The sequence below is a fragment of the Clostridium tagluense genome, from assembly GCF_003865095.1.
GTDB classification, from domain to species: domain Bacteria; phylum Bacillota; class Clostridia; order Clostridiales; family Clostridiaceae; genus Clostridium_AD; species Clostridium_AD tagluense.
Map to the genome: position 1 here is coordinate 36,007 of NZ_BHYK01000026.1, position 24,834 is coordinate 60,840.

Annotated in this window: 21 protein-coding genes; 10 read left to right on the forward strand and 11 right to left on the reverse strand. The window is 31.7% G+C overall.

Going from position 1 to position 24,834, the window contains the following annotated elements; all coding sequences use genetic code 11:
• Window positions 1–61: 61 nt before the first annotated feature.
• The 5 genes from Ctaglu_RS18630 to Ctaglu_RS18650 all read right to left on the reverse strand — a co-directional run bounded on the left by Ctaglu_RS18630 (window position 62) and on the right by Ctaglu_RS18650 (window position 3,381).
• A complete protein-coding gene (locus tag Ctaglu_RS18630; protein WP_125004501.1) occupies window positions 62–283 on the reverse strand; it encodes a DUF378 domain-containing protein in 222 nt (73 codons plus the stop codon).
• Window positions 284–363: 80 nt separating this feature from the next.
• Window positions 364–747: an aspartate 1-decarboxylase gene (panD, locus tag Ctaglu_RS18635; protein ID WP_125004503.1), complete on the reverse strand. Its 384-nt coding sequence runs from the start codon at window positions 745–747 to the stop codon at window positions 364–366.
• A 19-nt stretch (window positions 748–766) separates the two neighbouring features.
• The gene (panC, locus tag Ctaglu_RS18640; RefSeq protein ID WP_125004505.1) at window positions 767–1,615 is read right to left on the reverse strand and encodes a pantoate--beta-alanine ligase; all 849 of its coding nucleotides are present in this window, start codon (window positions 1,613–1,615) and stop codon (window positions 767–769) included.
• An 83-nt stretch (window positions 1,616–1,698) separates the two neighbouring features.
• Window positions 1,699–2,526, reverse strand: coding sequence for a 3-methyl-2-oxobutanoate hydroxymethyltransferase (panB, locus tag Ctaglu_RS18645; protein ID WP_125004507.1), 828 nt, complete (start codon window positions 2,524–2,526; stop codon window positions 1,699–1,701).
• Window positions 2,527–3,381, reverse strand: coding sequence for a Rossmann-like and DUF2520 domain-containing protein (locus tag Ctaglu_RS18650; RefSeq protein WP_125004509.1), 855 nt, complete (start codon window positions 3,379–3,381; stop codon window positions 2,527–2,529).
• A 348-nt stretch (window positions 3,382–3,729) separates the two neighbouring features.
• Here Ctaglu_RS18650 and Ctaglu_RS18655 point away from each other — a divergent pair, with 348 nt between their 5' ends.
• Window positions 3,730–4,101, forward strand: a complete 372-nt coding sequence (locus Ctaglu_RS18655) for a hypothetical protein (protein WP_125004511.1) — start codon at window positions 3,730–3,732, stop codon at window positions 4,099–4,101.
• A 469-nt stretch (window positions 4,102–4,570) separates the two neighbouring features.
• The gene (locus Ctaglu_RS18660; RefSeq protein WP_125004513.1) at window positions 4,571–6,427 is read left to right on the forward strand and encodes a hypothetical protein; all 1,857 of its coding nucleotides are present in this window, start codon (window positions 4,571–4,573) and stop codon (window positions 6,425–6,427) included.
• A 291-nt stretch (window positions 6,428–6,718) separates the two neighbouring features.
• Here Ctaglu_RS18660 and Ctaglu_RS18665 read toward each other — a convergent pair whose 3' ends face one another.
• The gene (locus Ctaglu_RS18665) at window positions 6,719–9,745 is read right to left on the reverse strand and encodes a vitamin B12-dependent ribonucleotide reductase (RefSeq protein ID WP_125004515.1); all 3,027 of its coding nucleotides are present in this window, start codon (window positions 9,743–9,745) and stop codon (window positions 6,719–6,721) included.
• 353 nt (window positions 9,746–10,098) lie between these two features.
• Here Ctaglu_RS18665 and Ctaglu_RS18670 point away from each other — a divergent pair, with 353 nt between their 5' ends.
• The 3 genes from Ctaglu_RS18670 to Ctaglu_RS18680 all read left to right on the forward strand — a co-directional run bounded on the left by Ctaglu_RS18670 (window position 10,099) and on the right by Ctaglu_RS18680 (window position 12,111).
• Entirely contained in the window at window positions 10,099–10,605 is a 507-nt protein-coding gene (locus Ctaglu_RS18670; protein WP_125004517.1) for a gamma carbonic anhydrase family protein, read from the forward strand.
• A 146-nt stretch (window positions 10,606–10,751) separates the two neighbouring features.
• Window positions 10,752–11,249, forward strand: a complete 498-nt coding sequence (gene msrC, locus Ctaglu_RS18675) for a free L-methionine (R)-S-oxide reductase MsrC (RefSeq protein WP_125004519.1) — start codon at window positions 10,752–10,754, stop codon at window positions 11,247–11,249.
• A 22-nt stretch (window positions 11,250–11,271) separates the two neighbouring features.
• Window positions 11,272–12,111 (forward strand): CvfB family protein, encoded by an 840-nt coding sequence (locus tag Ctaglu_RS18680; protein ID WP_125004521.1) that lies wholly within the window; start codon window positions 11,272–11,274, stop codon window positions 12,109–12,111.
• 88 nt (window positions 12,112–12,199) lie between these two features.
• On the opposite strand, the gene Ctaglu_RS18685 is transcribed toward Ctaglu_RS18680, so the two are convergent.
• The 3 genes from Ctaglu_RS18685 to Ctaglu_RS18695 all read right to left on the reverse strand — a co-directional run bounded on the left by Ctaglu_RS18685 (window position 12,200) and on the right by Ctaglu_RS18695 (window position 16,048).
• Window positions 12,200–14,863, reverse strand: coding sequence for a cation-translocating P-type ATPase (locus Ctaglu_RS18685; RefSeq protein ID WP_125004524.1), 2,664 nt, complete (start codon window positions 14,861–14,863; stop codon window positions 12,200–12,202).
• 111 nt (window positions 14,864–14,974) lie between these two features.
• Window positions 14,975–15,511, reverse strand: coding sequence for a chromate transporter (locus Ctaglu_RS18690; RefSeq protein ID WP_125004526.1), 537 nt, complete (start codon window positions 15,509–15,511; stop codon window positions 14,975–14,977).
• Complete coding sequence (locus Ctaglu_RS18695; RefSeq protein ID WP_125004528.1) at window positions 15,512–16,048, reverse strand: chromate transporter; 537 nt, start codon at window positions 16,046–16,048, stop codon at window positions 15,512–15,514.
• Window positions 16,049–16,394: 346 nt separating this feature from the next.
• Here Ctaglu_RS18695 and Ctaglu_RS18700 point away from each other — a divergent pair, with 346 nt between their 5' ends.
• Entirely contained in the window at window positions 16,395–16,817 is a 423-nt protein-coding gene (locus tag Ctaglu_RS18700) for a YaaR family protein (RefSeq protein WP_125004530.1), read from the forward strand.
• Between the two features lie 98 nt (window positions 16,818–16,915).
• On the opposite strand, the gene Ctaglu_RS18705 is transcribed toward Ctaglu_RS18700, so the two are convergent.
• The gene (locus Ctaglu_RS18705; protein WP_125004532.1) at window positions 16,916–18,826 is read right to left on the reverse strand and encodes an NAD(+) synthase; all 1,911 of its coding nucleotides are present in this window, start codon (window positions 18,824–18,826) and stop codon (window positions 16,916–16,918) included.
• A gap of 503 nt (window positions 18,827–19,329) precedes the next feature.
• Between Ctaglu_RS18705 and Ctaglu_RS18710 the strand changes: the two genes are divergently transcribed.
• Both Ctaglu_RS18710 and Ctaglu_RS18715 read left to right on the forward strand, forming a co-directional pair.
• On the forward strand, window positions 19,330–19,758 hold the full coding sequence (locus Ctaglu_RS18710) for an NfeD family protein (RefSeq protein WP_125004534.1): 429 nt from the start codon (window positions 19,330–19,332) through the stop codon (window positions 19,756–19,758).
• A gap of 30 nt (window positions 19,759–19,788) precedes the next feature.
• Window positions 19,789–20,733: an SPFH domain-containing protein gene (locus Ctaglu_RS18715; RefSeq protein ID WP_125004536.1), complete on the forward strand. Its 945-nt coding sequence runs from the start codon at window positions 19,789–19,791 to the stop codon at window positions 20,731–20,733.
• Window positions 20,734–20,806: 73 nt separating this feature from the next.
• Here the strand turns inward: Ctaglu_RS18715 and Ctaglu_RS18720 are convergent, their stop codons facing one another.
• Window positions 20,807–21,424: a flavin reductase family protein gene (locus Ctaglu_RS18720; protein ID WP_125004539.1), complete on the reverse strand. Its 618-nt coding sequence runs from the start codon at window positions 21,422–21,424 to the stop codon at window positions 20,807–20,809.
• Window positions 21,425–21,681: 257 nt separating this feature from the next.
• On the opposite strand from Ctaglu_RS18720, the gene Ctaglu_RS18725 reads away from it, so the two are divergent.
• Window positions 21,682–24,006: a YcdB/YcdC domain-containing protein gene (locus Ctaglu_RS18725; RefSeq protein WP_125004541.1), complete on the forward strand. Its 2,325-nt coding sequence runs from the start codon at window positions 21,682–21,684 to the stop codon at window positions 24,004–24,006.
• Between the two features lie 280 nt (window positions 24,007–24,286).
• Window positions 24,287–24,643, forward strand: a complete 357-nt coding sequence (locus Ctaglu_RS18730) for a hypothetical protein (protein WP_207669501.1) — start codon at window positions 24,287–24,289, stop codon at window positions 24,641–24,643.
• Window positions 24,644–24,834 lie beyond the last annotated feature (191 nt).

The window sequence follows — 24,834 nt, forward strand, 5'->3', positions numbered from 1 at the left end:
TTTTAATAAAAAAGAAGCTGAATTTTAAACTTCAACTTCTTTTTTATTATGTTTAGGACATTTATTTAACTTCAGTTCTGTCTCTGTCTGTATCTCTGCCTCTTCCTAATAAGGATAGGGAATAAAGACCAGCTATACCTACTAGAGCAAATATAATTCTAGTGAATGCAGTACCAGTACCAAATAAGCTTGATACTAGGTCAAATCGGAAAAATCCAATTAGTCCCCAATTTACAGCTCCTATAATAACTAATACGAGTGCAGTAGTATCTAATGCTTTCAACGTATACATCTCCTTTTTAATATAGTTTTCAGTACTAGTGTTTGCAATTTTTTAAAAATTATTACTTCATTATAAAAAAATTATTTTATTTCGCCATGTATTTCATAGTGAGTGACTTCTTTTATCACATTGGTGCCTTCAATAAATACTACTAGAGGTTTGAATTTCCTAGCTTTTTCTTCATTAATTAGGCAATAAGTCATAATTATTATTTTATCTCCAGGCTGAACACATCTTGCAGCGGCACCATTTATACAAATAACTCCACTACCAGGCTCTCCAGCGATGGCATAAGTCTCAAATCTTTCTCCATTGTCGATATCAACTATTTGAACTTTTTCATATTCTAGGATATTTGCATTGTCCATTAGGGTTTTATCTATAGTTATACTTCCCACATAATTTAATTTAGCTTCTGTAATAGTGGCTCTGTGTATTTTAGATTTTAACATAGTTATTATCAATTGTTGACCCTCCCTTTTTTTATTTTGATTCCCATATAAAATTATCTATTAGTCTTGTTTTGCCAATATATACTGCTATGGCGACAAGAATAGGTTTGTCAACGATATCTATAGTAGTGAGGGACAGCGCATCTACAACTTCGATATAATCTATTTTAGCCAAAACTTCGCTTTCAAGTTCATTTTTTATGATTTGTTTTAAAAGTTTAGCAGATTTTTCACCAGCAGATAACAACTCTTTACCTTTAGTTAAGCTTTTATGTAAAATTAAAGCTGCCTGTCTTTCTTTTGAGGATAAATAATTATTACGTGAACTTTTTGCAAGACCGTCTTCTTCACGTACAATAGGGCAGCCAATAATTTCTATAGGGAAATTTAAATCGTGAGCCATTCGTTTAATTACAGCTAATTGCTGCGCATCCTTTTCTCCAAAATAAGCTTTATCAGGTAAAACTATATTAAATAGCTTTGAAACTACAGTGCATACGCCGTCAAAATGGCCAGGCCTTTTAGCACCACATAAGCCATTTGTAAGGCCATTTACTGAGACAGTTGTTAGAGCATCTACATAATACATTTCTGAAACTTCTGGAGTGAAAATTAAATTGGCTCCAGCATTTTCACATAAAATTGTATCTCTATCTAAATCCCTTGGATAAGAATCTAGATCTTCCCCTGGACCAAACTGAATAGGGTTCACAAATATGCTTACTACAACTTTTTCATTTTCACTTGCAGCACGTTTTATAAGACTTGCATGACCTTCATGTAAATATCCCATAGTAGGAACTAAGGCAATGCTGTAGCCTTCTTTTTTCCAAGCTTGTACTTGATTTCTAACTTCCAAAATAGTTTTTACAGTCTTCATTTTTGGTGGACAAAATAAGGTGTAATTTTACACGCACTATTAATGTCCGCTTCACTTCCTTCCTAAATAAAAATAAATTAAGATTAGTATAATTTGCTTAAAATTTCATCATCTATTTTAAAACAGTGTTCATCGTTTGGGAAAGTTCCTTCGGAAACCTCTTTAATATATGATTTAAAACCATCGCGCATAAGGTCTCCAATATTTGCAAAGGTTTTCACAAATTTGGGTTTAAAATCTGAGAACATATTAAGCATATCTTGATATACTAAAATTTGTCCGTCACAGCCACCACCAGCACCTATGCCAATAGTTGGTATAGATATTTCCTTTGATATAATATCTGCAAGTTTAGAGGGGATACATTCAAGTACAATAGCAAATGCGCCTGATGCCTCTATTTTTTTTGCATCTTCAATAAGTTTTTTTGCATCAACAATATTTTTACCTTGGACTTTAAAGCCTCCAAACATATTAACAGATTGAGGAGTTAGCCCTATATGACCCATTACAGGGATCTGAGCATTCACTATAGCTTGAATTTGTGGGCAAACTACAGCACCGCCCTCCAGTTTTATTGCCTCTGCTCCAGCTTCTTGTACAAATCTTCCTGCATTTTTAACTGCATCATATAGTGAAGTTTGATAGGACATAAAAGGCATATCAGAAACTACAAGAGCATTTTTGGTACCGCGAGAGACAGCCTTAGTATGATGTAACATGTCTTCCATAGTGACGCTTAAGGTGTCCTTGTAGCCAAGACAGACCATGCCCAAAGAATCTCCAACTAAAATCCCATTAACACCACATTCATCAATTAGTTTTGCCATGGAGTAATCATAAGCTGTGAGCATTGTTAATTTTTCACGGTTGTGTTTTGCGGATATAAAGGTTGAAATAGAATTTTTCACTTAGTTATCCTCCTGCATTTTTAAAAATTCTTTAAGTTTGCTATAGTCTTTATTACTATGCTTCTCCTGTGATAAAGATAGTAGCTTTAATGATAAATTTTTATATGTTTTCACATCTACTGTAGGCACGGCCCCTATATGTTGTTTTACTGTATTCAAATCATTTCTTTCAATAGGACCAGTTAAAGAACTTATAAAGCCTTTGGTTTTTATATTATCAATATTATTTTGGATCAAGGGTAGTAATGCTTGTAGCGCATCATTTTCACTAATCCCACATTGACTTAGGTAACTGCACCCAGTATTAATTAAAGATAGTACTAAATTTGATACTGTGACGCTAGCTAGGTGATAAAGTGCCTTATCCTCTTTGTTAATAGTAAAGGATTTGTTACCTAAAGACCCAATAAAATCTTTAAGCACAGGTATATGCTCTTCGGGTCCTTCAATAGAAAAACTAGCATTTTGTAAGGTTTTATAGGAGTTATATTTATCAGAAAATGGGAAAATAGGGTGAATTGAATATGCGAATGCATCTGAATTGTTTATATCTAAAAAAATGCTAGAGGTTAAGGAACCACTAGTATGACATATTATTTTATTAGTTAAGTCAAAATTTGATAATCTCTGCAAAACTTCATGAATGGAATCATCAGGAGTAGTAATAAAAATTATTGAACTATCCCGTGCCAAATCATTAATGTTTTCATAAGCTTTTGAGTTAGTAAACTTAGATGCTTCTTTAGCATCTTTATAAAATTTACTATAGTAGCCAGATAACGTTATTCCTTTTAATGAAAAATACTTTCCAAGGGAAAAACCTACCTTTCCACATCCAATAAAGCCGATAACCATAATATCGCCTCCAATGTAATACAAAGTAAAAGCACCTCAAGCATCTGAGGGTGGAAGACTCCTGTATAGCTGTCTCATTCATAAAGATATGAGCAGAAAAAAACAAATTAAGCAATTTTAATGGATTAAGCCATTAAAATGGATTAAACCACTATTAATAATATGTTAAACAATTAGGTGCAGTTCGTGTTCGATACTACCCACAAATATTTTAGCATAATATTTTTCTTAATACAAATATAAATATATAAATTAATTAATGCATAAGCTATTGATATATATTAAAAAATGTTTGATAATGTATAGTATAGGTTTATTTTAATGTGAACTATAGAAAAGAGGGATAAAATGAATATGTTTATAACAATACTTAGCATTGTGGCAGTTTCACTTCTTTCGCTTGTGTTATATAATGTTTTAAAAACTTATGTACTATATAAGATAAAGATTAACAAGTGGGTAGTACTTGGAATAGCTATGGCATCATTTGTGCTTCCTACGATAATGTGGCCCAATATGCCAAAATATGTAGCTAACAATATAATACCAGGAATATTTGTTATTTTATTTTTGTGGTTTATGGATTTGTCGGGATTTATTAAAAAGAGAAGTGTTTCTAAAACAAATTATACAAATACTAATTCAAAAAAAGATAAGAAAGACGACATAGTAATGAGGCCTAAGGCTAAGCCAAATAGAGTTAAAAACAATAAAAAATAAAAAAAAGGAATATAAATTTCTATATGAAATTTATATTCCTTTTTTCGTTTTAGGTACATTAGAATATATTACACCTGTGCTAAGAATAATTGTATGAATAGCGGCAATTATTCGTAAAGCAACTCTAAAAATTTTATTGTGAAAAAATATTAAATTTACTATTTAATTAATAAGTATAAAGTGTAAGTATAATTACCCGATAATATATATACATATGATTTTCCTATCCATATGATTTTTTTCATAAATCAAGTTAAAATCTTTTTAAAACAAAGAACAATCGTAGTAAAGGAATGTGAAAATAAATAACAAGTTAGTATTCTAGTCTATTTTGAGTCAGTAGAGCCCGTGGATAGTGATACTAGCTACGAAAATTGCTTTTTGTTTGACATAAAATATACCAGCATCTTTAACTTGTTATTTATTTTTATATGACTAAATAATAAAAAAGTAAGGGGAGATAAAATTAATGAAGAAGATATTATCAAAAGCACTAAGTGTAGTAGTATTTATAACAATGATTTTACCATCAACAGGAACAGTTTTTGCAGAAACTGTGGGTCAAGTTACAGGAACCATAATAACTGCTAAAAACAATGCGGGAATGCCAGATACATTAACAGTTACAGGTTTAGTGGTAGGAGATATAGTTAAAGTATATTCAATAGTACAATCATCATCATCAATAACAAAAGATGGAAAAATAGTTAAAACCATTCAAACACCAAAAGAAATGCAAGAACAAGTTAAGTTATCAACACCACCGTTAACTTCAATAGATGTGAATGGAACAGTAACAGTAACAGAAATAATAGTAACAGAAATAGGAAATGCTATAGCAAAGGCAGACAAAGCAACAAAAGGCGCTAAAAGTGCAATACCAACAGCATCAGCAATAGTAAGTACAGAATTTCCGGTAATGGGAGGTTTATTTGAGAAGCCACTTGGAGGATGTATATACGTAACAGTAAAAAGAAAGGGGCTGCTTGAAAGTATTGCACAAAAGGTAACATATGACCCAGAACAGCGAACTGATCCAATAGGAAATGTTACTGTTGAAAATAATGCAGGAATGCCAGATACGGTAACAGTTGCGGGTTTAGAAGTAGGAGATATAGTTAAAGTATACTCAGAATCAATAAGTGGAGAACAAGTAGCAACACAAACAACAACAAAAACGCAAACATATATATTTCTAGTTACAATAAGAGAGCAACTTACGAATGCGATAAAAGAAGCACAGGCAAAATGCGACTATGCAGAGAGGTGTGAAGTGGAAGGAAAAAATGAATACCAGCTGGAAGCAAGGAAGAAATTTCAAGAGGCTATAAATGTAGCTAACAATAATCCCAATGGCGAATTAGTAAAACAAGCAGACATAGCAGTAAATAAAGCAACAAAAGCATCAGCAAAAGTAAAAGCAGACGCAGCACAAGTAGCAGCACAAGCAGCAAAAGTAGCAGCACAAGCAGCATTGGATGCAGCAATACAAGCAGCATGGGATGCAGCAACACCAGGAACATACAAAGTACAAGTAGCAAGAGATACATCCGAAGCAGCAAATATAGCAGCAGATCTAGCAATTAAAGAATCAAATTTAGCAACCGTAGCAGCACAAGTAGCATTATCTCCTTATTACGAAAATTTATCAAATACCCCAACAAAAACAGTAGCAGATTTAGACACAGCAGCAACAGTGGCAGTAGAAAAAGCATCACCAGTACTAAGTAACCTTGCAGAAGCGACAACTATTTTTGAAGGGGCATTTCTTAAAGCACCAATTGGAACAGCAACAGCAAAAGTAGATAAAGCAACAAAAACAGCAACAGCAACAATAAGCATTCCACAACTTTACGAGGACGAGGGAAACAAGGCAAATACAAATAGAAAAATATATGTAACAGTAACAAAAAAAACTAAGCTTGAAAGTTATAAAATAGGACCAAAAGACTATGGAGCAGAAAAGGTTACGGATATGCCATCATCAATAGTGACAGTTGTCAATAATGCATTAGAACTAGATACAATAACAGTTAAAGATTTAAAATTAGGAGATGTAGTTACAATATACGAAGAAAGTAAAAAAGGCGCAGTACCAATAGGAACGGCAATAGCAAAAGCAGACAAACTAGCAAAAGGTGCAAAACTAGCAAAAGATGCAATACCTACAGCAACAGCAACATTAAGTATTACACTTCCAAAACCAGAAGGCGGAAGTATATATATATCAGTAACAACCAAGGCTAAACGCGAAAGTGAGAAATCAAAGGCAGTACCATATGGCGCAGAAGGGCAAACCAATCCACCTAGCTTACAACTACAATAAGCATTACATTAAAGGGGTCAGACCCCTGGGTGAATATGGAAGTTCAAAAAGATAAGCAAAGAGAGAATCGTCATTTAGATGGCGGTTCTATTTTTCTGTTCATACAGAAAGGCCAAAGAATTTAATAAAACCTACTAAATTGATAAAAATCAGTTTAGTAGGTTTTATTGATTACTTATGAATAAATATTCATTTTGTAGTAAACCTCATAGTTGTATCAGCAAAGTTCAAAGTTGTATTTCTACTATTAGAGTAGATATATAACTATTAGTTCTTAACTGTCCCCAGTGGTTAACTACATCCCGTAGTTGTTCCGCAGTCGAGACAAACCTTGCAAGTACCGCTTTTAACAAGTTTAGTACTTGAACAATGAGAGCATGTTTCAGAGTATAATCTTTCTCCTTTAGGCTTTTCAATGTTTTTGAAGGTAGATACATTTTCATTTTCTACTATGCTAGCTGAAATTTCATTTTCATCTGGCATAAGTGGGTTTTTAGGTATATCAGTATTTCCGTAATTTTCAGGTTTAATTTGACATCTTGTATAGTCTCCTAGTTCTATATCGATTATCTTGCTAATTAAATCAGATATAGAAGAAACAGATTTAATATAAGGATGTTTTTGCACAAAACCATAAGGTTCGAATTTTTGTCCCCGAAGCATTTTAGATATATCTTCTGCAGGTACGTGATACTGAAGCATTACTGAAATTGATTTTGAAAGAGAATTGAGTAATCCAGTAATAATAGTACCTTCTCTATCTGTTGTTATATATATTTCAGAAATCTCTCCATTTGAACGTCTATTTACAGTAGTATAGACTTTTACATCATCAATTTGAGCAGGATGAGTAGTGCCATAACGGATTCCAATTGGTTTTTCTCTTGTAGAATGATTGGAAATTTCCTCTTGCGTCTTTGCTTTCTTTAAAAGATCCGCATAGGATAAATCTTCAAGGGATAGTTCTTTATCTTGAGATAAGGTGGTGTTTAAAGGTTGACTTGCCTTTGAACCATCTCTATATAAGGCTATGCCTTTTACACCTAATTTCCAAGAATTAAGTATTACTTCTTTAAAATCTTCTATAGTGGCATTTTTAGGTAAATTTACAGTTTTTGATATAGAACCTGATATCATCGGAGTTATTGCTGCCATCATGAGAACATGTCCCATAAATGGAATGTATCTTTTTCCACTACCGCATTTGTTTGCTGTGTCGAATATAGCCAAATGTTCAGACTTTAAATGTGGAGCGCCCTCTATTTTTCCATCAATAATTTTTTCGTATTGGAATCCATTTTCATCAACTTTTTCTTTTCTTAGAATATAATCTAAAATATCATTTGTTTGGATTTGAGAATATCCCAGGTTAGTTAAGGAAGCTTTAATTACTGGGTTAACCATGGTCATATAACCGCCACCAGATAATTTTTTATAAATAAAATGGCTGAAATATGGTTCTATAGAGGTTGCGCCACAATCCATAGCAAAGGAAATAGTACCAGTAGGAGCTATAACTGTAACCTGGGCATTTCTAAAACCGTATTTTTCACCACTATTTAATGCTTTTGTGAAGCAATTTTTTAAGGTTTCACTTATATAACCTAGAGAGTTGCTCTTTAAAAGATTGTGATTAACTTTTACAGGCTCATAGTTTAAATTTTCAAATTCAGTATTTAGAGCTCCAGCTGCTCTAGCATGATTTCTTATAACTAGTTGCATATATGTTTTGTTAATTTCATATTTTTCAAAAGGAGCTAACTCTTTTGCCATAAGTGATGAAACATAATAAGACTGAGCTGTCATTATTCCAGTTAGCGAGGAAGCTAAATTTCTAGCATCTTCTGAGTCATAGGCGTACCCCATTACCATAAGTAGTGAAGAGAGGTTTGCAATTCCAAGTCCTGTGCTTCTAAATAAGTGGGTTTTTCTTGCTATATCTTCTGTAGGAAATTGGCCCCAATGTATGGAAGCTTCAAGGATTAATTGAGTAAGTCCTATTAAATGAACATATCCATCTATATCTAATTTTTTAGTTTTACTGTCATAGAATTTATAAATATTAATAGAGGCTAAATTACAGGAAGTATCATCTAAAAATGCATATTCTCCACAAGGATTAGTTGAATTAATTCTATTGTGCTTTGCATTAACTGCGCCATCTTCTCCAGCTGGGCAAGTGTGCCATGCATTAAAGGTATCATCAAACTGGGGAGCTGGATCTGCGCATAGAAAAGCAGCTTTATTAAAGGTATCCCATAGCTTCTTAACAGGGATATCTTTATTAACTGAGTTGTCAGCTCTTCCTTTAAGAGTAATAGTCTGCTTAGGATTTTTTGAAAGGTCATCCACCTTCATCATGAATTCATCTGAAAATCTTATGGAATTGTTTCCGTTTTGGCCAGATACGGTCTCGTAAGCTTCTCCTTCAAAGCTGCCATCATAACCCATTTTAGTAAGAGCGCGTACCTTATCTTCTTCTTTAGCTTTCCAAGTCATAAATTCCATTATTTCCGGATGGTCAATATCAAGACATAGCATTTTAGCAGCACGTCTTGTAGTTCCGCCAGATTTTATTGCTCCTGCATTTCTATCAAGGCCTTTTAAAAAACTCATTAGACCTGAAGAAACTCCACCACTAGATAACCTTTCGCCACGACCTCTTATGCTAGAGAAGTTTGTTCCGGTACCTGAACCGCCTTTGAATAATTTAGTTTCTGTTACATACTGCTCAGATATTGAGTGTTTGCCAAGTAATTTATCTTCAATTGAGAGAATGAAACAAGCAGAAGCCTGAGTTCTTGTATAAGCATCCTCGCTTTTAACAATCATTTTTTTACTTTCATCATAATAAAAATTATCTAGGGTTCCACCTTTTATACCATAAGAGAGGTTAAGCCCAGTATTAAACCATTGAGGAGAATTTGGAGCAAACATTTGATTTAAAAATGCATATACTAATTCATCATAAACAATGCTTTTTTCCTCATCAGTTTTAATAATTGTTTCGTCAGTTAAGGATTCACACCAAAAATTAACAAGCCTATGAGCTACCATTTTCATACTATTCTCGTAGCCTTGCTTAGTAGGAACACCGGATTTTCTGAAATATTTTGAAGCTATAATATCGCAAGAATTTTGAGAGTAATGCTCCGGAAATTCTAAATCCTTCATATCTAAAAGTACTTTGTTTGTTTTATGGTCCTTTAGAAAAACATCTACCTTTTTCCAATTAAACAAATCAAAAACAGTAATATTTTTATCTTTTTCTAATGCACTTGTATAAAATCTTTTAATTAAACTTTTTATCTCCGCCATAAGTATACTAGCCTAAAAAAGCTAGTATATTCACCTCCTATTATTTTCTTAATATATAAATTAATTCTAAAATTATATTTATGCGTGTTGATGTTACTACACTAAAAATTTTCACAATTATTTAGTTTAATCTCATATGCTAAAATAGTATAACACACTATATGTAGTAATCACAAAGGAATTCATAACTATATATGGTATTATATAATGAAATTATATAAAAATCAATACAGATTATTATGTAATAATATTGTGAATAATAGGACAATTTATATAATATTGCAGTGTAATAAATATTATTATATTGTATAATAGATTAGTATTTATTTTTTGGAAGAGGTGATTAGCAACTTATGATACATCAATTTGATGGACAAATACCTAAGGTACACAAACAATCTTTTATTGCTATTAGTGCAGACGTTATAGGAAATGTATCTATAGGAGAGTACAGTAATATTTGGTTTGGAGCTGTATTAAGAGGGGATATGAATTATATATCTATAGGTGCTTATACAAATGTTCAAGACAATTGCACTGTGCACAATGATGAGGATTTTCCAGTATATATTGGGGATTATGTAACTATAGGACATAATTCTATAATACATGGTTGTAAAATTTCAAGTAATACTTTAATTGGTATGGGAAGCACTATACTAAATGGAGCTGAAATAGGAGAGTATACTATAATTGGTGCTGGTAGCTTGGTTACGCAGGGGAAGAAAATACCGACCGGCGTTCTTTGCATGGGAGTGCCGGCAAGGGTTATTCGAGAACTGACTATAGAAGAAAAAGAAGCCTTAAAAAAATCTGCGGAGAATTATGCAGAGCTTTCTATGAAATATATTATAAAATAAAAGTCTAGGTAAATGGGGACGGTTAACAACTATTTGAACAATTGAGTTGTTAACTGTCTTTTATTTTTAAAAATAGCTTTTATTTTCGACGTTTTTTAACTACAATAGAAGGTAGGGAATTATTGTTTTTTTAAGGAGTGGGAAAAATGATAAAATTAAATGGAATAGAAAAGATGACAAATGAGCAGAAATATAAGTATATGCTTATTCTTTTAGAAGGACAGCTCAGTTCAGAAAAAAATGACCTAGCAAATTTATCAAATGCTGCTGCAATTATTAAAGCAGTTATGAATAGATTAAATTGGGCAGGGTTTTACATTGTACGCGAAAATACATTGGTGCTGGGAATGTTTCAAGGAATGCCCGCTTGTAACAGAATACAAATAGGTAAGGGCGTATGTGGAACAGCAGTTGCCACAAAAAAACTTCAGCGTATAGAAAATGTGAATGAATTTCCAGGACATATTGCTTGTGACTCTGCAACGAATTCAGAAATTGTTATACCTATAATAAAAGACGATGTAGTTTATGGAGTTTTGGATATAGATAGTCCAGAAGTAGGAAGGTTTACAGAGCTTGAAGAAAAATATTTAGTTGAATTTGTTTGTAAACTTAACAAATACATAGATTGGCCAAAAGTTTAAAATAAAAGGTAGGAGATAATAAATGATAAACATAGGAGATTTAAATAATTTAAAAGTAGTAAGGCGAGCAGAATTTGGGTACTATTTAGACGCTGGCACAGGAAATACTAGTGATGACGTACTACTTCCAATGAAAAGTACTTTAGGTAGGGCACTTAATATTGATGATGAAGTTGAAGCCTTTGTGTACAGAGATTCAAGTGATAGGTTAATTTCAACTTTAAAAAAACCACTTGCAAAGGTGGGGGATTTAGCTTATCTTAAGGTTGTTGATATGACTACAATAGGTAGTTTTGTAGAAATTGGTCTAGAAAGAGATGTATTGGTTCCTTTTAAGGAGGAAAATTACAGTTTAGAAACAGGCAGAAAATATCTTTTTTATATATATCTAGATAAGACTGGAAGAATTGCAGCCACTACTTTTGTGGATAAATATTTATACGATACAGATTCATATAATATTGATGATGAAGTGGAAGGCACAGTATACGGAATCCAGACTAATGGTACTGTAATGGTAGCTATTGATGATATTTATAGAGGGGTTATTCTAAGAAATGAGAATTATATGAATATAACTCCTGGAGATAGATTAAAAGCAAGAGTTAAAAAATATTATGAAGATGGTAAAATGGATTTAACAGTAAGAAAACCAAGACTAGAGGAAAGAGATGTAGTTGAAGAGCAAATATTAGAATATCTTAAAAATTCCGATGGATCTATGCCATACAATGATAAAAGTTCTCCAGATGATATAAAAAAAGTTTTTAAAACTAGCAAAAATGCATTTAAAAGAGCATTAGGTGGCCTTATGAAAAGTGACCTAATCCTTCAAAATGAAGAGGGTACTAGATTAAAATAAATTCTTAACCTCCGTATTTAACAAAAAAAAGTAAGAGCCTTATGAGTTAATCATCAGGCTCTTACTTTTTTATTTGTTATCTACTTTCTTATATTATGGAAGAACTGCGCTTGAATATTTTTACTATTTCATTAAGGAGTAGTGGCATAAGGGATAGAATAGTAACAAAACTCCAATCCATTAAACTTAAGGAATGAACACTAAAAACATTTGCTAGAAATGGCACAGTTATTATAAAATCTTGTAGTAGTATACCAAAAACTATAGCTCCAATTAAATATTTGTTTGAAAATAAACCTATTTGGAATATGGATTTCTTCTCATTTCTCATATTTAAAGAGTGTACTAATTGAGAGACACTAAGTACTACAAAGGCCATGGTTTGTGCATGTTTTAGTGCATCTTCTGAAAGATTTCCCGGGAATAGTGGGAATAAGTTAGTGTCTCCACTATAATATTTTGCACCTATTACAAATGCAGCTAGGGTTAAGATACCTATTAGAAGTCCGTTAAGAAGTAAATTTAAAGATTCACCTTTAAATAAACTATCTTTTGGGTTTCTAGGTTTATATTTCATTACATCAGGGTCACCAGGATCTACACCTAAAGCCAATGCTGGTAGTGTATCGGTGATTAGGTTAACCCATAATATATGGATAGGGCGAAGGGGCGTAGCCCAGCCTAAAAGTATGGCAAGAAATAGTGCTATAATTTCTCCTATATTACAGGATAGAAGAAATATTATAGTTTTCTTAATATTTGTGAAGATGTTTCGTCCTTCTTTTATAGCAGCAACAATAGTTGAAAAATTATCATCTATAAGTATCATATCAGCAGCACCTTTAGCAACATCAGTACCTGTTATACCCATGGCTACTCCTATGTCTGCCATTTTAAGAGAGGGTGCATCATTTACTCCGTCGCCAGTCATTGATACAATGTTTCCTTTTGATTTAAGAGCGCGTACAATCTTCACTTTATGTTCAGGTGACACTCTTGCGAATACCCTTATACTCTCAATTCTATTATTTAGTTCGACATCAGACATTTTATCAAGCTCGGTGCCAGATATAACCTCAGAAGAATCATTGGTAATATTTAAATCTTTAGCTATAGCAAAAGCTGTGTTTTGGTGGTCACCAGTTATCATTACAGTTTTTATTCCAGACTTCATGCATAGGGAAATAGAATCCTTAACCTCTAGCCTAGGAGGATCTATCATACCTACTAGGCCAATGAGTATTAAATCACGCTCTAGTGAATCAATCTCTACATGAGAGCTAGGAAGAATTTTATAAGCGGCACCTAGAACTCTTAGTGCATTGTCAGACATATTATTTGAGGCAGCTAATATGTCTTTTTTTATATTTGGCGTAATTTCTATTATATTGCCTTTAATATATGCCTTTGTGCATAGATTTAATAGATTATCAATAGCACCTTTTGTCATTACATAATAGTCATTATCATATTTATTTACAGTAGTCATCAATTTTCTATCTGAATCAAAAGGAATCTCATCAATTCTTTTATGAGTTTTCTCTAAATCGTCTTTAAATATGCTATAGTCTACCCCAGCTTGTAATAGAGCAATCTCTGTGGGGTCGCCAGTTTTTGAATTTTCCGAGTAAGTGGCATCATTGCATAAAATAAGATTTTCTAGTAAGAGCTTATGCTCAGTATGATTAATGTTCAGACTGTCTATAGCTCCTAACTTACCATCAGCATAGAATTTTGTTACTGTCATTTTATTTTGAGTTAAAGTGCCCGTCTTATCTGAACAAATAATATTTACTGAACCTAAAGTTTCAACAGCAGGTAATTTTCTTACAATAGCATTTTCCTTTATCATCTTTTGAACTCCCATAGCAAGAACTATAGTTACTATAGCAGGAAGACCTTCAGGAATAGCTGCAACAGCTAAACTTATGGAAACAAGCAGCATTTCAAAAAGATCTCTCTTTTGAAGAACACCCACTATAAACATAAGAGCACATATGAATAGGGCACCTATTCCCAGGTACTTGCCAAGTTGCGCTAGTTTCTTTTGAAGTGGGGTCTCATCGTCTACTTTTTCATCTAGCATTTTAGCAATTTTACCTATTTGAGTATCCATTCCAGTAGATACAGCTATGCCCACACCTCTACCATAGGTTGCAAGGGTTGACATGAAGAGCATGTTTTTTTGATCACCTAGGGGTATATCCTCGCCCGGCAGAACTAGAGAAGCGTCTTTATCCACAGGCACAGATTCTCCCGTAAGTGTGGATTCTTCTATTTTTAAATTTGCAGCTTCAATAAGTCTCAAATCACAGGGTACATATCTTCCTGCATCAATAATAATAATATCTCCAGGTACAACTTCCTCTGATGGAATTTCGTTTAACTGCCCATCTCTTTTAACTATAGCTTTAGGCGTGGATAATTTTTTTAGTGCATCAAGTGCTTTTTCTGCTTTAGATTCTTGAATAATTCCAACTGTAGCATTAATAATAATTACAATAGCAATTATTATTGCGTCACTGGTTTCACCAAGGAGGGCAGAAATCACTGCAGCCGCAATTAAAATATAAATTAAAATATCATTTAGCTGGGCAAAAAACATGGCTATTAGAGTTTTTGGTTTTTTAGTTGTTAATTGGTTTAGTCCAAATTTTTCTCTTTTTACCTCGCTTTGATTTTGAGAAAGTCCTGTTATTGGATTAGAACCAAATTCTTCTAAAACTTGCTCAATAGTTTTGTTGAAAAACATTAACATCACCTCAACTTATAGTATTTGTTATTATAGCTTAATTTATTTAAAAGAAGAAAAATATTATGCCAAAATATAAAATACAAATATGTTGCAAATAAAGAGAAGCAATTAAATAGGTATTAGACCATAAAAAAGAATACCCAATAGCCCTGAAATCATTATTATTAAAATTGGATGAATTTTATTTGTAATCAGCAGTCCTAAAATTATGATTCCAATTACTACACTTTTAATGTCTTTATAAGAGTCACTTCCCATGGATAAGAATACAGAGACTATAAGGCCAATTAGCGCAGGCCTCATACCTGCGAGAGCTGCCTTCATTATGTAGGATTCTTTGAATTTAACAATATAGTGATTAGCTATAGAAACTAAGATAAATGAAAAGGAAATTACGCCTAAAGTTGCCGAAATACTGCCTAATATACCAGCAACTTTAAAACCTACAAAAGTTGCTGAATTAATGGCTATAGGTCCTGGAGTCATCTGGGATATACCTATAATATCAATAAGCTCTTTGGAGGTAATCCAATTATTGTTATTTACAATTTCCCTTTTGATAAGGGGAATCATAGCATATCCTCCACCAAAGCTAAAGGCACCTATTTTTAAGAAGGATAGATAAATTTTTATTAAAATTGACATTTACTTCACCTTCTTTCCAAGAAATATTACCCCGTATAAACCAGATAAAAGTATAACTATAACAGGGTGTACATTAAAGAATAATATACTCCCCATGGAAATTAAAATTATAATAAGATTTGCATAGTTTTTCTTTAAAGATTTGGATAAACTTACTACGGCTATGAGTATGAGCATTGGTACCGCAGCAGAAATACCTTTGAAAACCAAATCCACATAATAGTAATCCCTGAATTTCATAAAAAAAACTGCAACCAACAATATTATAAAAAATGAGGGTAAAACAACTCCTAGAAGCCCAATAATAGCTCCAAGTAGTCCGCAAGTTCTATAGCCTATAAATACGCTACTATTAACAGCTAAGGCTCCAGGAAAAGTTTGAGAAATAACAATTACATCTAAAAAATCTTCTTTAGAAAGCCACTTTTTTTTATTAACAACTTCAATTTCTATGAGAGGTATCATGGCATACCCTCCGCCAAAGGTAAAAGCTCCTATTTTAAAGAAAGTCCAAAACATGTTTAGTAATTTTTTCATTTGTCCACCCCTAAGAATTTTAATTTTTAGTTATATGGATAGAAATATTGGTTCTAGTGTAAATCAAAAACCTATATCTATAATGTATATTATTTACCATATTATTATACTAATATAAAAAAAATTGGCAAATTTATAAGTAAAAGATTTTATATTTGATTTTGGCTGAAATTATTCTTAAATATATGGGTAAATTAATTTTTTTATTGTGACAAGAATTAATTTTCTATTGTGACAAGAATTAATTTTCTATTGTGTATATTTTTTTGCGGAAAATTCGATATAATGTATATAAGGATATGAAAACATTCTAATAATTAATTTTGAAAACAGGAGGTGGAAAAACATGGAAATATCAAGAGCTAGAAGGAATGCAGCGGTTACATCAGATAAGAAAACTGTATCTAGTAAAAAAGATTTTTCACAAAATTTTAGTTTTGCTAGGCAGCAAAAATCAGAACAACAACTTAAGGAAATGATGGATGATATAAAAAAGAAAGGAAATAGATTGAGCATTACAAAATGCTTTGCAGATGTGAAAGCATATAAAAATTTAATTAGAGAATATTTAGATTCTGTTTTAAAACATATGTATGAGGTTAAGAAGGATATTAGTTTTTGGCAAACACAATATTTTATAACGGTGGAGACTGTGGACTTGAAACTAGAGGAGCTTACACAAATGTTATTGAGTGGCGAAAAAGAAAATCTTGACATAGCAAACACTATTGATGAAATTGCGGGACTTATTGTGGATGTTTATAAATGAAAAAAGTACATATATTGCGTAAAGTTTGAAGTTAACTTTACACAAAATAATACATGTACTTTATTCAGGTTTAATATTGTAGCATAGCAAATTACGATTTAAAGGAAAGAATTAAAACTAGCATCAGATGGCATTCTAAGATCTCCTCTTGGAGATAAACTTATAGTTCCTACTTTTGGACCATCTGGCAGGGCTGAACGTTTAAATTGTTGAGTAAAGAATCTTTTTATAAATTTATCTAACCATTTAATAATTTCATCTTCGGCATAATCGGCTTTAAAAGCCTCTTTAGCTAAAAATAATATTTTACTTTTGGTGGCGCCTTGCTTCATGAAATAGTAAAGGAAAAAGTCATGTAATTCGTAAGGGCCTACTATGTCTTCAGTTTTTTGAGCGATTTTACCATTCACATCTTTAGGCAGAAGTTCTGGACTTATAGGAGTGTCCAAGATATCTAAAAGTATTTCGGAGGCTTCCTTTGAAGCTTCTTTATCTGATACATACTTAACTAAATATTTCACCAAAGTCTTAGGAATTGAGCAGTTTACAGAATACATGGACATATGGTCTCCATTATATGTGCACCAACCTAAAGCCAGTTCAGATAAATCTCCTGTTCCTATTAATAGTCCACCTTCTTTATTAGCAACATCCATAAGAATTTGAGTTCTTTCTCTTGCCTGAACATTTTCATAAGTTACATCATGTTTTTCTATTGGATGGTTTATGTCTTTGAAATGTTGCAGACAGGCGTCTACTATATTAATTTCTCTAAAGTCTGTACCTAAATGTTTACATAGGTTTACGGCATTCATATAGGTTCTATCTGTAGTTCCAAAACCAGGCATAGTAATAGTAATAATATTTTTTCTTGGCAAATTTAACATATCAAAGGTTTTAACTATAACGAGCAGTGCAAGGGTTGAATCAAGTCCGCCAGAAATCCCAACTATAGCTTTATTAAGCCCCGTATAAGAGAATCTTTTAGCAAGAGCCGAGGACTGAATATTAAATATTTCCTTGCAACGTAGCGCACGCTTATATTCATTAGAAGGAACAAAAGGATGCTTATCAATATATCTATCAAAAACTCCAAGTTCTAAATTTGAAAATTCAAAAGGAATTTCGCATACCTCAAAAGGACATATGGAAGGACTATTTCTAAAACTGATATTTTTTAACCTTTCACTATTTAACTTATCTATATCAATAATGGAGGTGATAATTTCATTTTCTCTTTGAAATCTATTGTTTTCTTTTAATAATAAACCATTTTCGCTAATTAAAAGATGACCACTGAAAAGTAAATCTGTGGAAGATTCAAAAACACCAGAGGATGCATATAAATAAGAACACATACATCTTGCGCTCTGAGATGAAACTAAGGATTTTCTGTAATCAGCTTTGCTAACGAGTTCATTAGATGCAGATAAATTAGCAATTATATTTGCACCCTGAAGGGCCAAATAGCTGCTAGGGGGGATGGTTACCCAAAGATCCTCACAAATTTCAAAACCAATTTTAATATTATTGCAGGTGAACAATAAATTGGTTCCAAAAGGGATGGACTTTGCAAAAGGAAGATTTACAGTTTTGCCTAGTATGCCAAGCCCCTCAGTAAACCATCTTTTTTCATAAAACTCAGAGTAATTTGGAATATAGCTTTTTGGTACTATTCCTAAAATGTTACCCTTAAATATTATATAAGCACAATTATATAGGCAATTATTAAAATGTAGTGGAGCTCCTACAGCAATGAGTATATCCTTGTTTTTAGAAAATTCACATAGGGATTCAATTGCACTTTCAGATTTTTCAAGTAATTCCTGTTGTAAAAATAAATCCGCACAGGTATAAGCTGTTATGCAAAGTTCTGGGAAAACTATAAATTTTGATTTTTCTTTTAAAGCCTCTTCAATGCAGCTTTCTATGTTATTTAAATTGAATTTTATATCTGCCACATTTACCACTGGGCAAGCGGCAGAAACTCTAATAAAAGAAGTATCCAAACTAATTCACGACCTTTCTTTAATTCTTAAATATAGTATTTGTAAAATTGACTTTATATAACCAGTGTTCAATAAAATTATATCATTATCTTAGATTCATTAGTAGGGACGGTTAACAATTATTTTACCTTAGTTTAAATAATTGTTAACTGTCCCCCACTATTTAGGCATTTATAGTTCAAATAGTTGTTAACCGTCCCCAAACTATTTTATATTTTAAAAAGGTGAATTAATGAGATAATGAAAGCAAACATAAGATAGAACTATGCAAGGGCATAATAGAGTATTGAATAACATATAATGTGCTAAAACAAAACTTTATTATGTATAAAAAATACTATATAATGATATATTAACAACACATCAAATTTTTGTTGTAATATTATTACAACAAAATGGTGTTATAAAACACAAAAAAGAGATATACTTAAATAAGGATTAGTAATATCATAATGCTTTAAAAGGTTATAACGCTAATTGATATTCGAAAGGGGGGGGACAACATGGAATGGAAGCCAATGATATTTTGGGTAGTTGTAGCATTAGGGGCAATAGCTATTGATATTATAACAAGTAGTTTTATGTTTATATGGTTTGCTATAGGCGCAATTGCAGCTATAATTTCTATAGCATTTAATGCACCGGTAATTATTCAAGCTATTGTTTTCATAGGGGTTAGTGCAGTATGTACATCTGTTGGATATCCTATAGTTAAGAGAACTATAAAGAAAACTGTAACCAAAACATTGACTATGGAAGAAGGATATATTGGAAGTGAATTTGTAATAACAAAAGATATTGACATAAAAGCAAATATTAAGTTTCAAGGAATTTATTGGACTGTAAAAAATGTAGGAAAGCCATTAAAAAGCGGTGACTCTGTTCAAATTATTGGTATTGAAGGAAATAAGTTATTAATAGCTAAGGTATAAGTTTTATTAAAATTTAAGGAGGCATTTATTATGGGAGTAGGATCGTTTGTAGGTTTGTTTATATTGTTAATATTAGTTATCATGATTATATCATCCATTAAAATTGTTAATACTGGATCTGTGTGTTTGGTAGAAAGATTTGGTCAGTTCCATAGGATACTAGAGCCAGGCTGGCATTTAACAATTGTTTTCGCAGATTTTGTTCGCAGAAGAATTTCTACCAAGCAACAAATATTAGATATACAACCACAAAATGTTATAACTAAAGATAATGTAAATATATCAATTGATAATGTTATATTTTATAAGGTTATTAGTTCAAGAGATGCAGTGTACAATATTGAAGATTATAAATCAGGTATTGTGTATTCCACTATAACTAATATGAGAAATATTGTGGGAGATATGACATTGGATGAAGTATTATCAGGAAGAGATAGAATAAATTTAAGACTTCTTGAAATAATTGATGAAATTACAGATGCTTATGGAATAAAAATATTATCTGTAGAAATCAAAAATATAATTCCACCATCTGAAATTCAACAGGCAATGGAAAAACAAATGAGAGCAGAGAGAGATAAGAGAGCGTTTATTCTTACAGCAGAGGGTGAAAAACAAAGTCAAATTGAAAAAGCAGAAGGATTTAAACAAGCTCAAATATTAAATGCTGAAGCTGAAAAAGAAGCAAATATTAGACGTGCAGAAGGAATGAAAGAATCTCAACTTCTTGAAGCAGAAGGTAAGGCTAAAGCTATACAGGCTATTGCAATAGCAGAGGCAGATGCAATAAGAAGAATAAACACAGCTATTATAGAGTCAGGTACAAATGAAACAGTAATAGCTTTAAAACAAATAGAAGCTCTTAAAGAAATGGCTAAGAATCCAGCTAATAAGCTTATACTTCCAAATGAGACATTGTCAAGTTTAGGTAGTATAGCAGCTATAGGTGAAATGTTAAAAATGAATAAATAGTGCACATGAAAATAAATAACAAGCTGACTTGTTATTTAAATATGCCTAATGCAAAAAAAAGAAAGTCTGGAAATCAGGCTTTCTTTTTTTGCTTTGACTTGTTATTTTTTACAGGTGCCTTGCTGCTTTTTTTCTGAACTGAATAACCAAATTTGCCTAGAGGGTTAGAATTAACACTAAAATATTCACCGTGAGAATAAGTAATAAGGTCTGCATTTTCAAAATGAATTTTCCCGTTTAAATCTATTAAGCGGTTATCTACATGAGTATTAACAACTTCAGCTAAAAACAAATCGTGGGTACCTAAAGGGGTAATGCTTTTAACAACGCATTCTAGAGATATGGGGCATTCAGAAATTAAAGGAGCCACTATATCCTTGCTGTCTTCAGTAGTAAAGTTCATTTCGTGAATTTTATCTATTTGTCTTCCTGAGCGCACACCACAATAATCCACTTGTCTAACCATTCTAGAATTAGGTAAATTTATTACAAAGTCACCACTTTCTTTTATATATTCATAGGAAAGCCTTTCAGGCCTTATGGCTACAGTTATCATTGGGGGTTTAGTACAAGCTGTGCCTATCCAAGCTACTGTAAAAACATTAATTTTTCCCTCTTTATTTTTTGAGGTAATTAATACTACGGGAACAGGATTTAGCATTGCACTGCCTTTAAAAATAGTTTTTGTCATATATTTTCACTCCCATTCCTTTTTTTCTATAACATATACATTATACAATACCTGAAAAGATTTATAAAGTTGCAAATTCAAATGAGACAACAATTTATAAAATTAGAAAAAAATGTAATTTATATGTAACTAATTTGAATTCGTAAGGGTCTATAATGTATATATATGATAATAGAATTATAGGGAGTATACTTTTCAACAAAAGATAGATTTTCATATGAAAGAATAAAACATTATATTGAAAGGTGGGAACTATCATGAACAGAAAAAAAATATTTTCGGTATTATTAGCCTCGGCATTAACGGTTACTAGTACAACTTCAACTTTTGCAAAAACCATGACAAATCCTCAAATTCCAGTTACGCCAATTGTAAGCACAAACACGACTACAGGGGCTGCAATTACAAAAAATAGTGAAACAGAAAAAAGTGTTAAAATATCAAAGGAAAAAGCAAAAGAGATTGCAAAGGGAACTATGAAAACTTATTTTAATACGGAAATAGATGAGAGCAAATTCACACAAACAAGTAACTTTAATACTTCTAATTACAATGGTAAGCAGATTAGCTCCTGGAATATTAATTGGCAAATGAATAATATGGAAAAAACTATTAACATTAATGTTACCTTAAATGCAGAAACTGGTGAAGTTACTCAAGTAAATAATTATCAGCGTAAGATAAATGAAGAAAATGCAGTTCCCACAATGACAGCTAAGGAAGCACAAAAAATTAGTGATGATTTTGTTTCAAAAATCCAACCTAAAAAATATAATGAATCTAATAAAAAAGATTATAATAATTTAGGGAATCATGGGTCACCTAATTATAATTTTACCTATGTAAATAAAGTTAATGGCATAGAATTTGATGGTAATAATATTAATATAGAAGTTGATGGGGCATCCGGAAAGGTAGTTTCTTACTACAGTAATTGGAATGAAGATTTCAAATTTCCAGAGGTTAAGGGGATGATAGATTCTAAAACTGCAGTTGAAGCTTTTAAAACAGAAGCTAAAATGACTTTGAAATATATGGCTTTTACACAAGAGTATATGTATTATGAAAATAAAAGAACTGTAAAACCAGTATATGTTCCAGAATTTAATAAAGGAAATGTTTTGGATGCTAAAGATGGTAAGTTCATGGATCCATTTAGCAATGGTAATATTCCTGTAATAAAAAATTTAAATGATAAAGAAAAGGCAGACTTTTATAATAAATCAAAAGTGGTAACAACTAGAGAAAAGGCAATAGAGGAAGAGGAAGCAAGAACTATAATAAAAAATTTCATAAATAATGTTTATGGCCAGGGTTATGCCATAGAAGGCTTAGGATATCAAGAGTATACTGAAAACCTTGGCAGTTCAAGTAATAAAACTTGGAATGCATATTTCAATAAAGGAGATGCATCAAAATACAATGAAGGTGGAAATATATCAATAGATGCTTTAACTGGAGACATATTAAGCATTAATAGAAATTCAAATGAAGATTATAATGGTACTGCAAAGTTCCAGGCTAAATTATCTTGGGAAGAGGCATACACTAAGGCAATAGAAGCAGTAGCCAAGTATTATCCGGGCATTGTAAAACAAATAAAAACAGAGCAACCTCGTTATAAATATAATGCTTACGATAAAATGGGTGAAAGAACTTATTATTTCAACTTTTCAAGACTAGAAAATGGCATAGAATTCAATGATAATAGTATAAATGTTGCTTTTAGTGCCGTAACCGGCGAGATGAGTAATTTAAATTGTAATTGGGATAAAAACATTAAATTCCCAGATATTAAAAATGTTATAAGTAAGAAAAATGTAAGTGAAACAATGTTTAGTAAGTATAAACCAGTACTAGTTTATACACAAATAAATAAAAGTGATAATCCAGAAAAACCAGAATTAGAAATAAAACTTGCCTATAAACTAAGCGATGCTAATGGGATGTACGACTATACAAATATTGATGCCCTTACTGGTAAGTTTCTAAATTATGGTGGTGAAAATATCGACCAAAATATAGAATTGTTTAAAGAAAAAATCAAAGGCAGTAAGGCCGAAAAAGAATTAAGTATTTTAGCATCTAAAGGATTAATAGAAACTGGTGATTTTAAATTAGATAAAAAAATCACTCAAATTGATTTAATTAAAATGTTAGTAAATGCAAGAGGTTATACACCATATATGGCAGATAAGACTGCAGATTTAAAATTCTCCAATATTGTAAAATCTGATGTAAACTATAAATACCTTCAACTGGCTGTATCCTATGGAATTATGGAAAACTCAGATGGTGAATTTATAGGAGATAAATTAGTTACTAGAGAAGAACTCGCTAAGATATTAGTTAAATACACTAATTATAGCAAATTAGCCCAGCACAGTGAGTTGTTTAAAATTAATTATAAAGATGCAGCCAATATAAGCAAGGATAACGTAGGGTATGTTGCTATTGCAGAGGCTTTCAGATTTATACAAATAGAAAACAATGAATTTAAGCCAAAGGAAAATACAACTATGGAACAATTAGCTATAGGTGTATATCATGCACTTAATAATGTAAGAAATACACAATACTAAAGGGGAGATAGGAAAATTCTCCTTTGTGGTTTTCAAAGGAGATTGAAACAAGAAATTTAATATTGCAGCATGGCAGATGATGATTTAAGCCTTTCGTATTGCAAGTCATTGCAAAGAGAGCTATTTCTAAAAGTGATAAACAATTAGTAAGTGTTATACTTCCAGTGCTTCTTTATAAATAGGTATACAATATAATGATTTTTCAAAAATATGGTATAATAGTAGTAGGGCACATGATTCTTAGGTAAAGTATGATATAGGTATGGTGATGATGATGACAATGGTTGGAAAAATAATATATGGTGCTGGAAAACTAGTGGGGAATACAGCTGAGTATAGCATTGAGCTAACGGGTAATGTTGTAGCTAATATAGTAGGGCTTTCAGGTAAGCAGAAGTTGGCTTTAAACACTAAAAAATGCAGTACAGTAGTTGGTGGTGTGGTGGGGAAAACTGCAAAAATAGCAGCAGCAATAACTGCGGTTGTAGCAGATACAACTGTTATTGCAACTATAAATACTGCAAAACATATTGCTGAAAGTGCTGTACAAACCAATATACGTATTTATGGGCAATCAGAAAAATTTTATGATGAAGATAAATATATTGAGGTTGAATATAAAACAGTGGAAAAATAAGGAGTAGTATAGCTTAGAAGATACTATAGTACAACATTAATTTTATAATTTAAATAATATTGCTTGTCAAGCATTTTTGAAAATGTCCCAAAATAAGTGAAACATTAGCACCAACTAACCGTTGGTGCTTTATTTTTCTAAAACCATAATTTTGGGTAAGTTTAATACACCCCTACTAAATGCTTTATTTT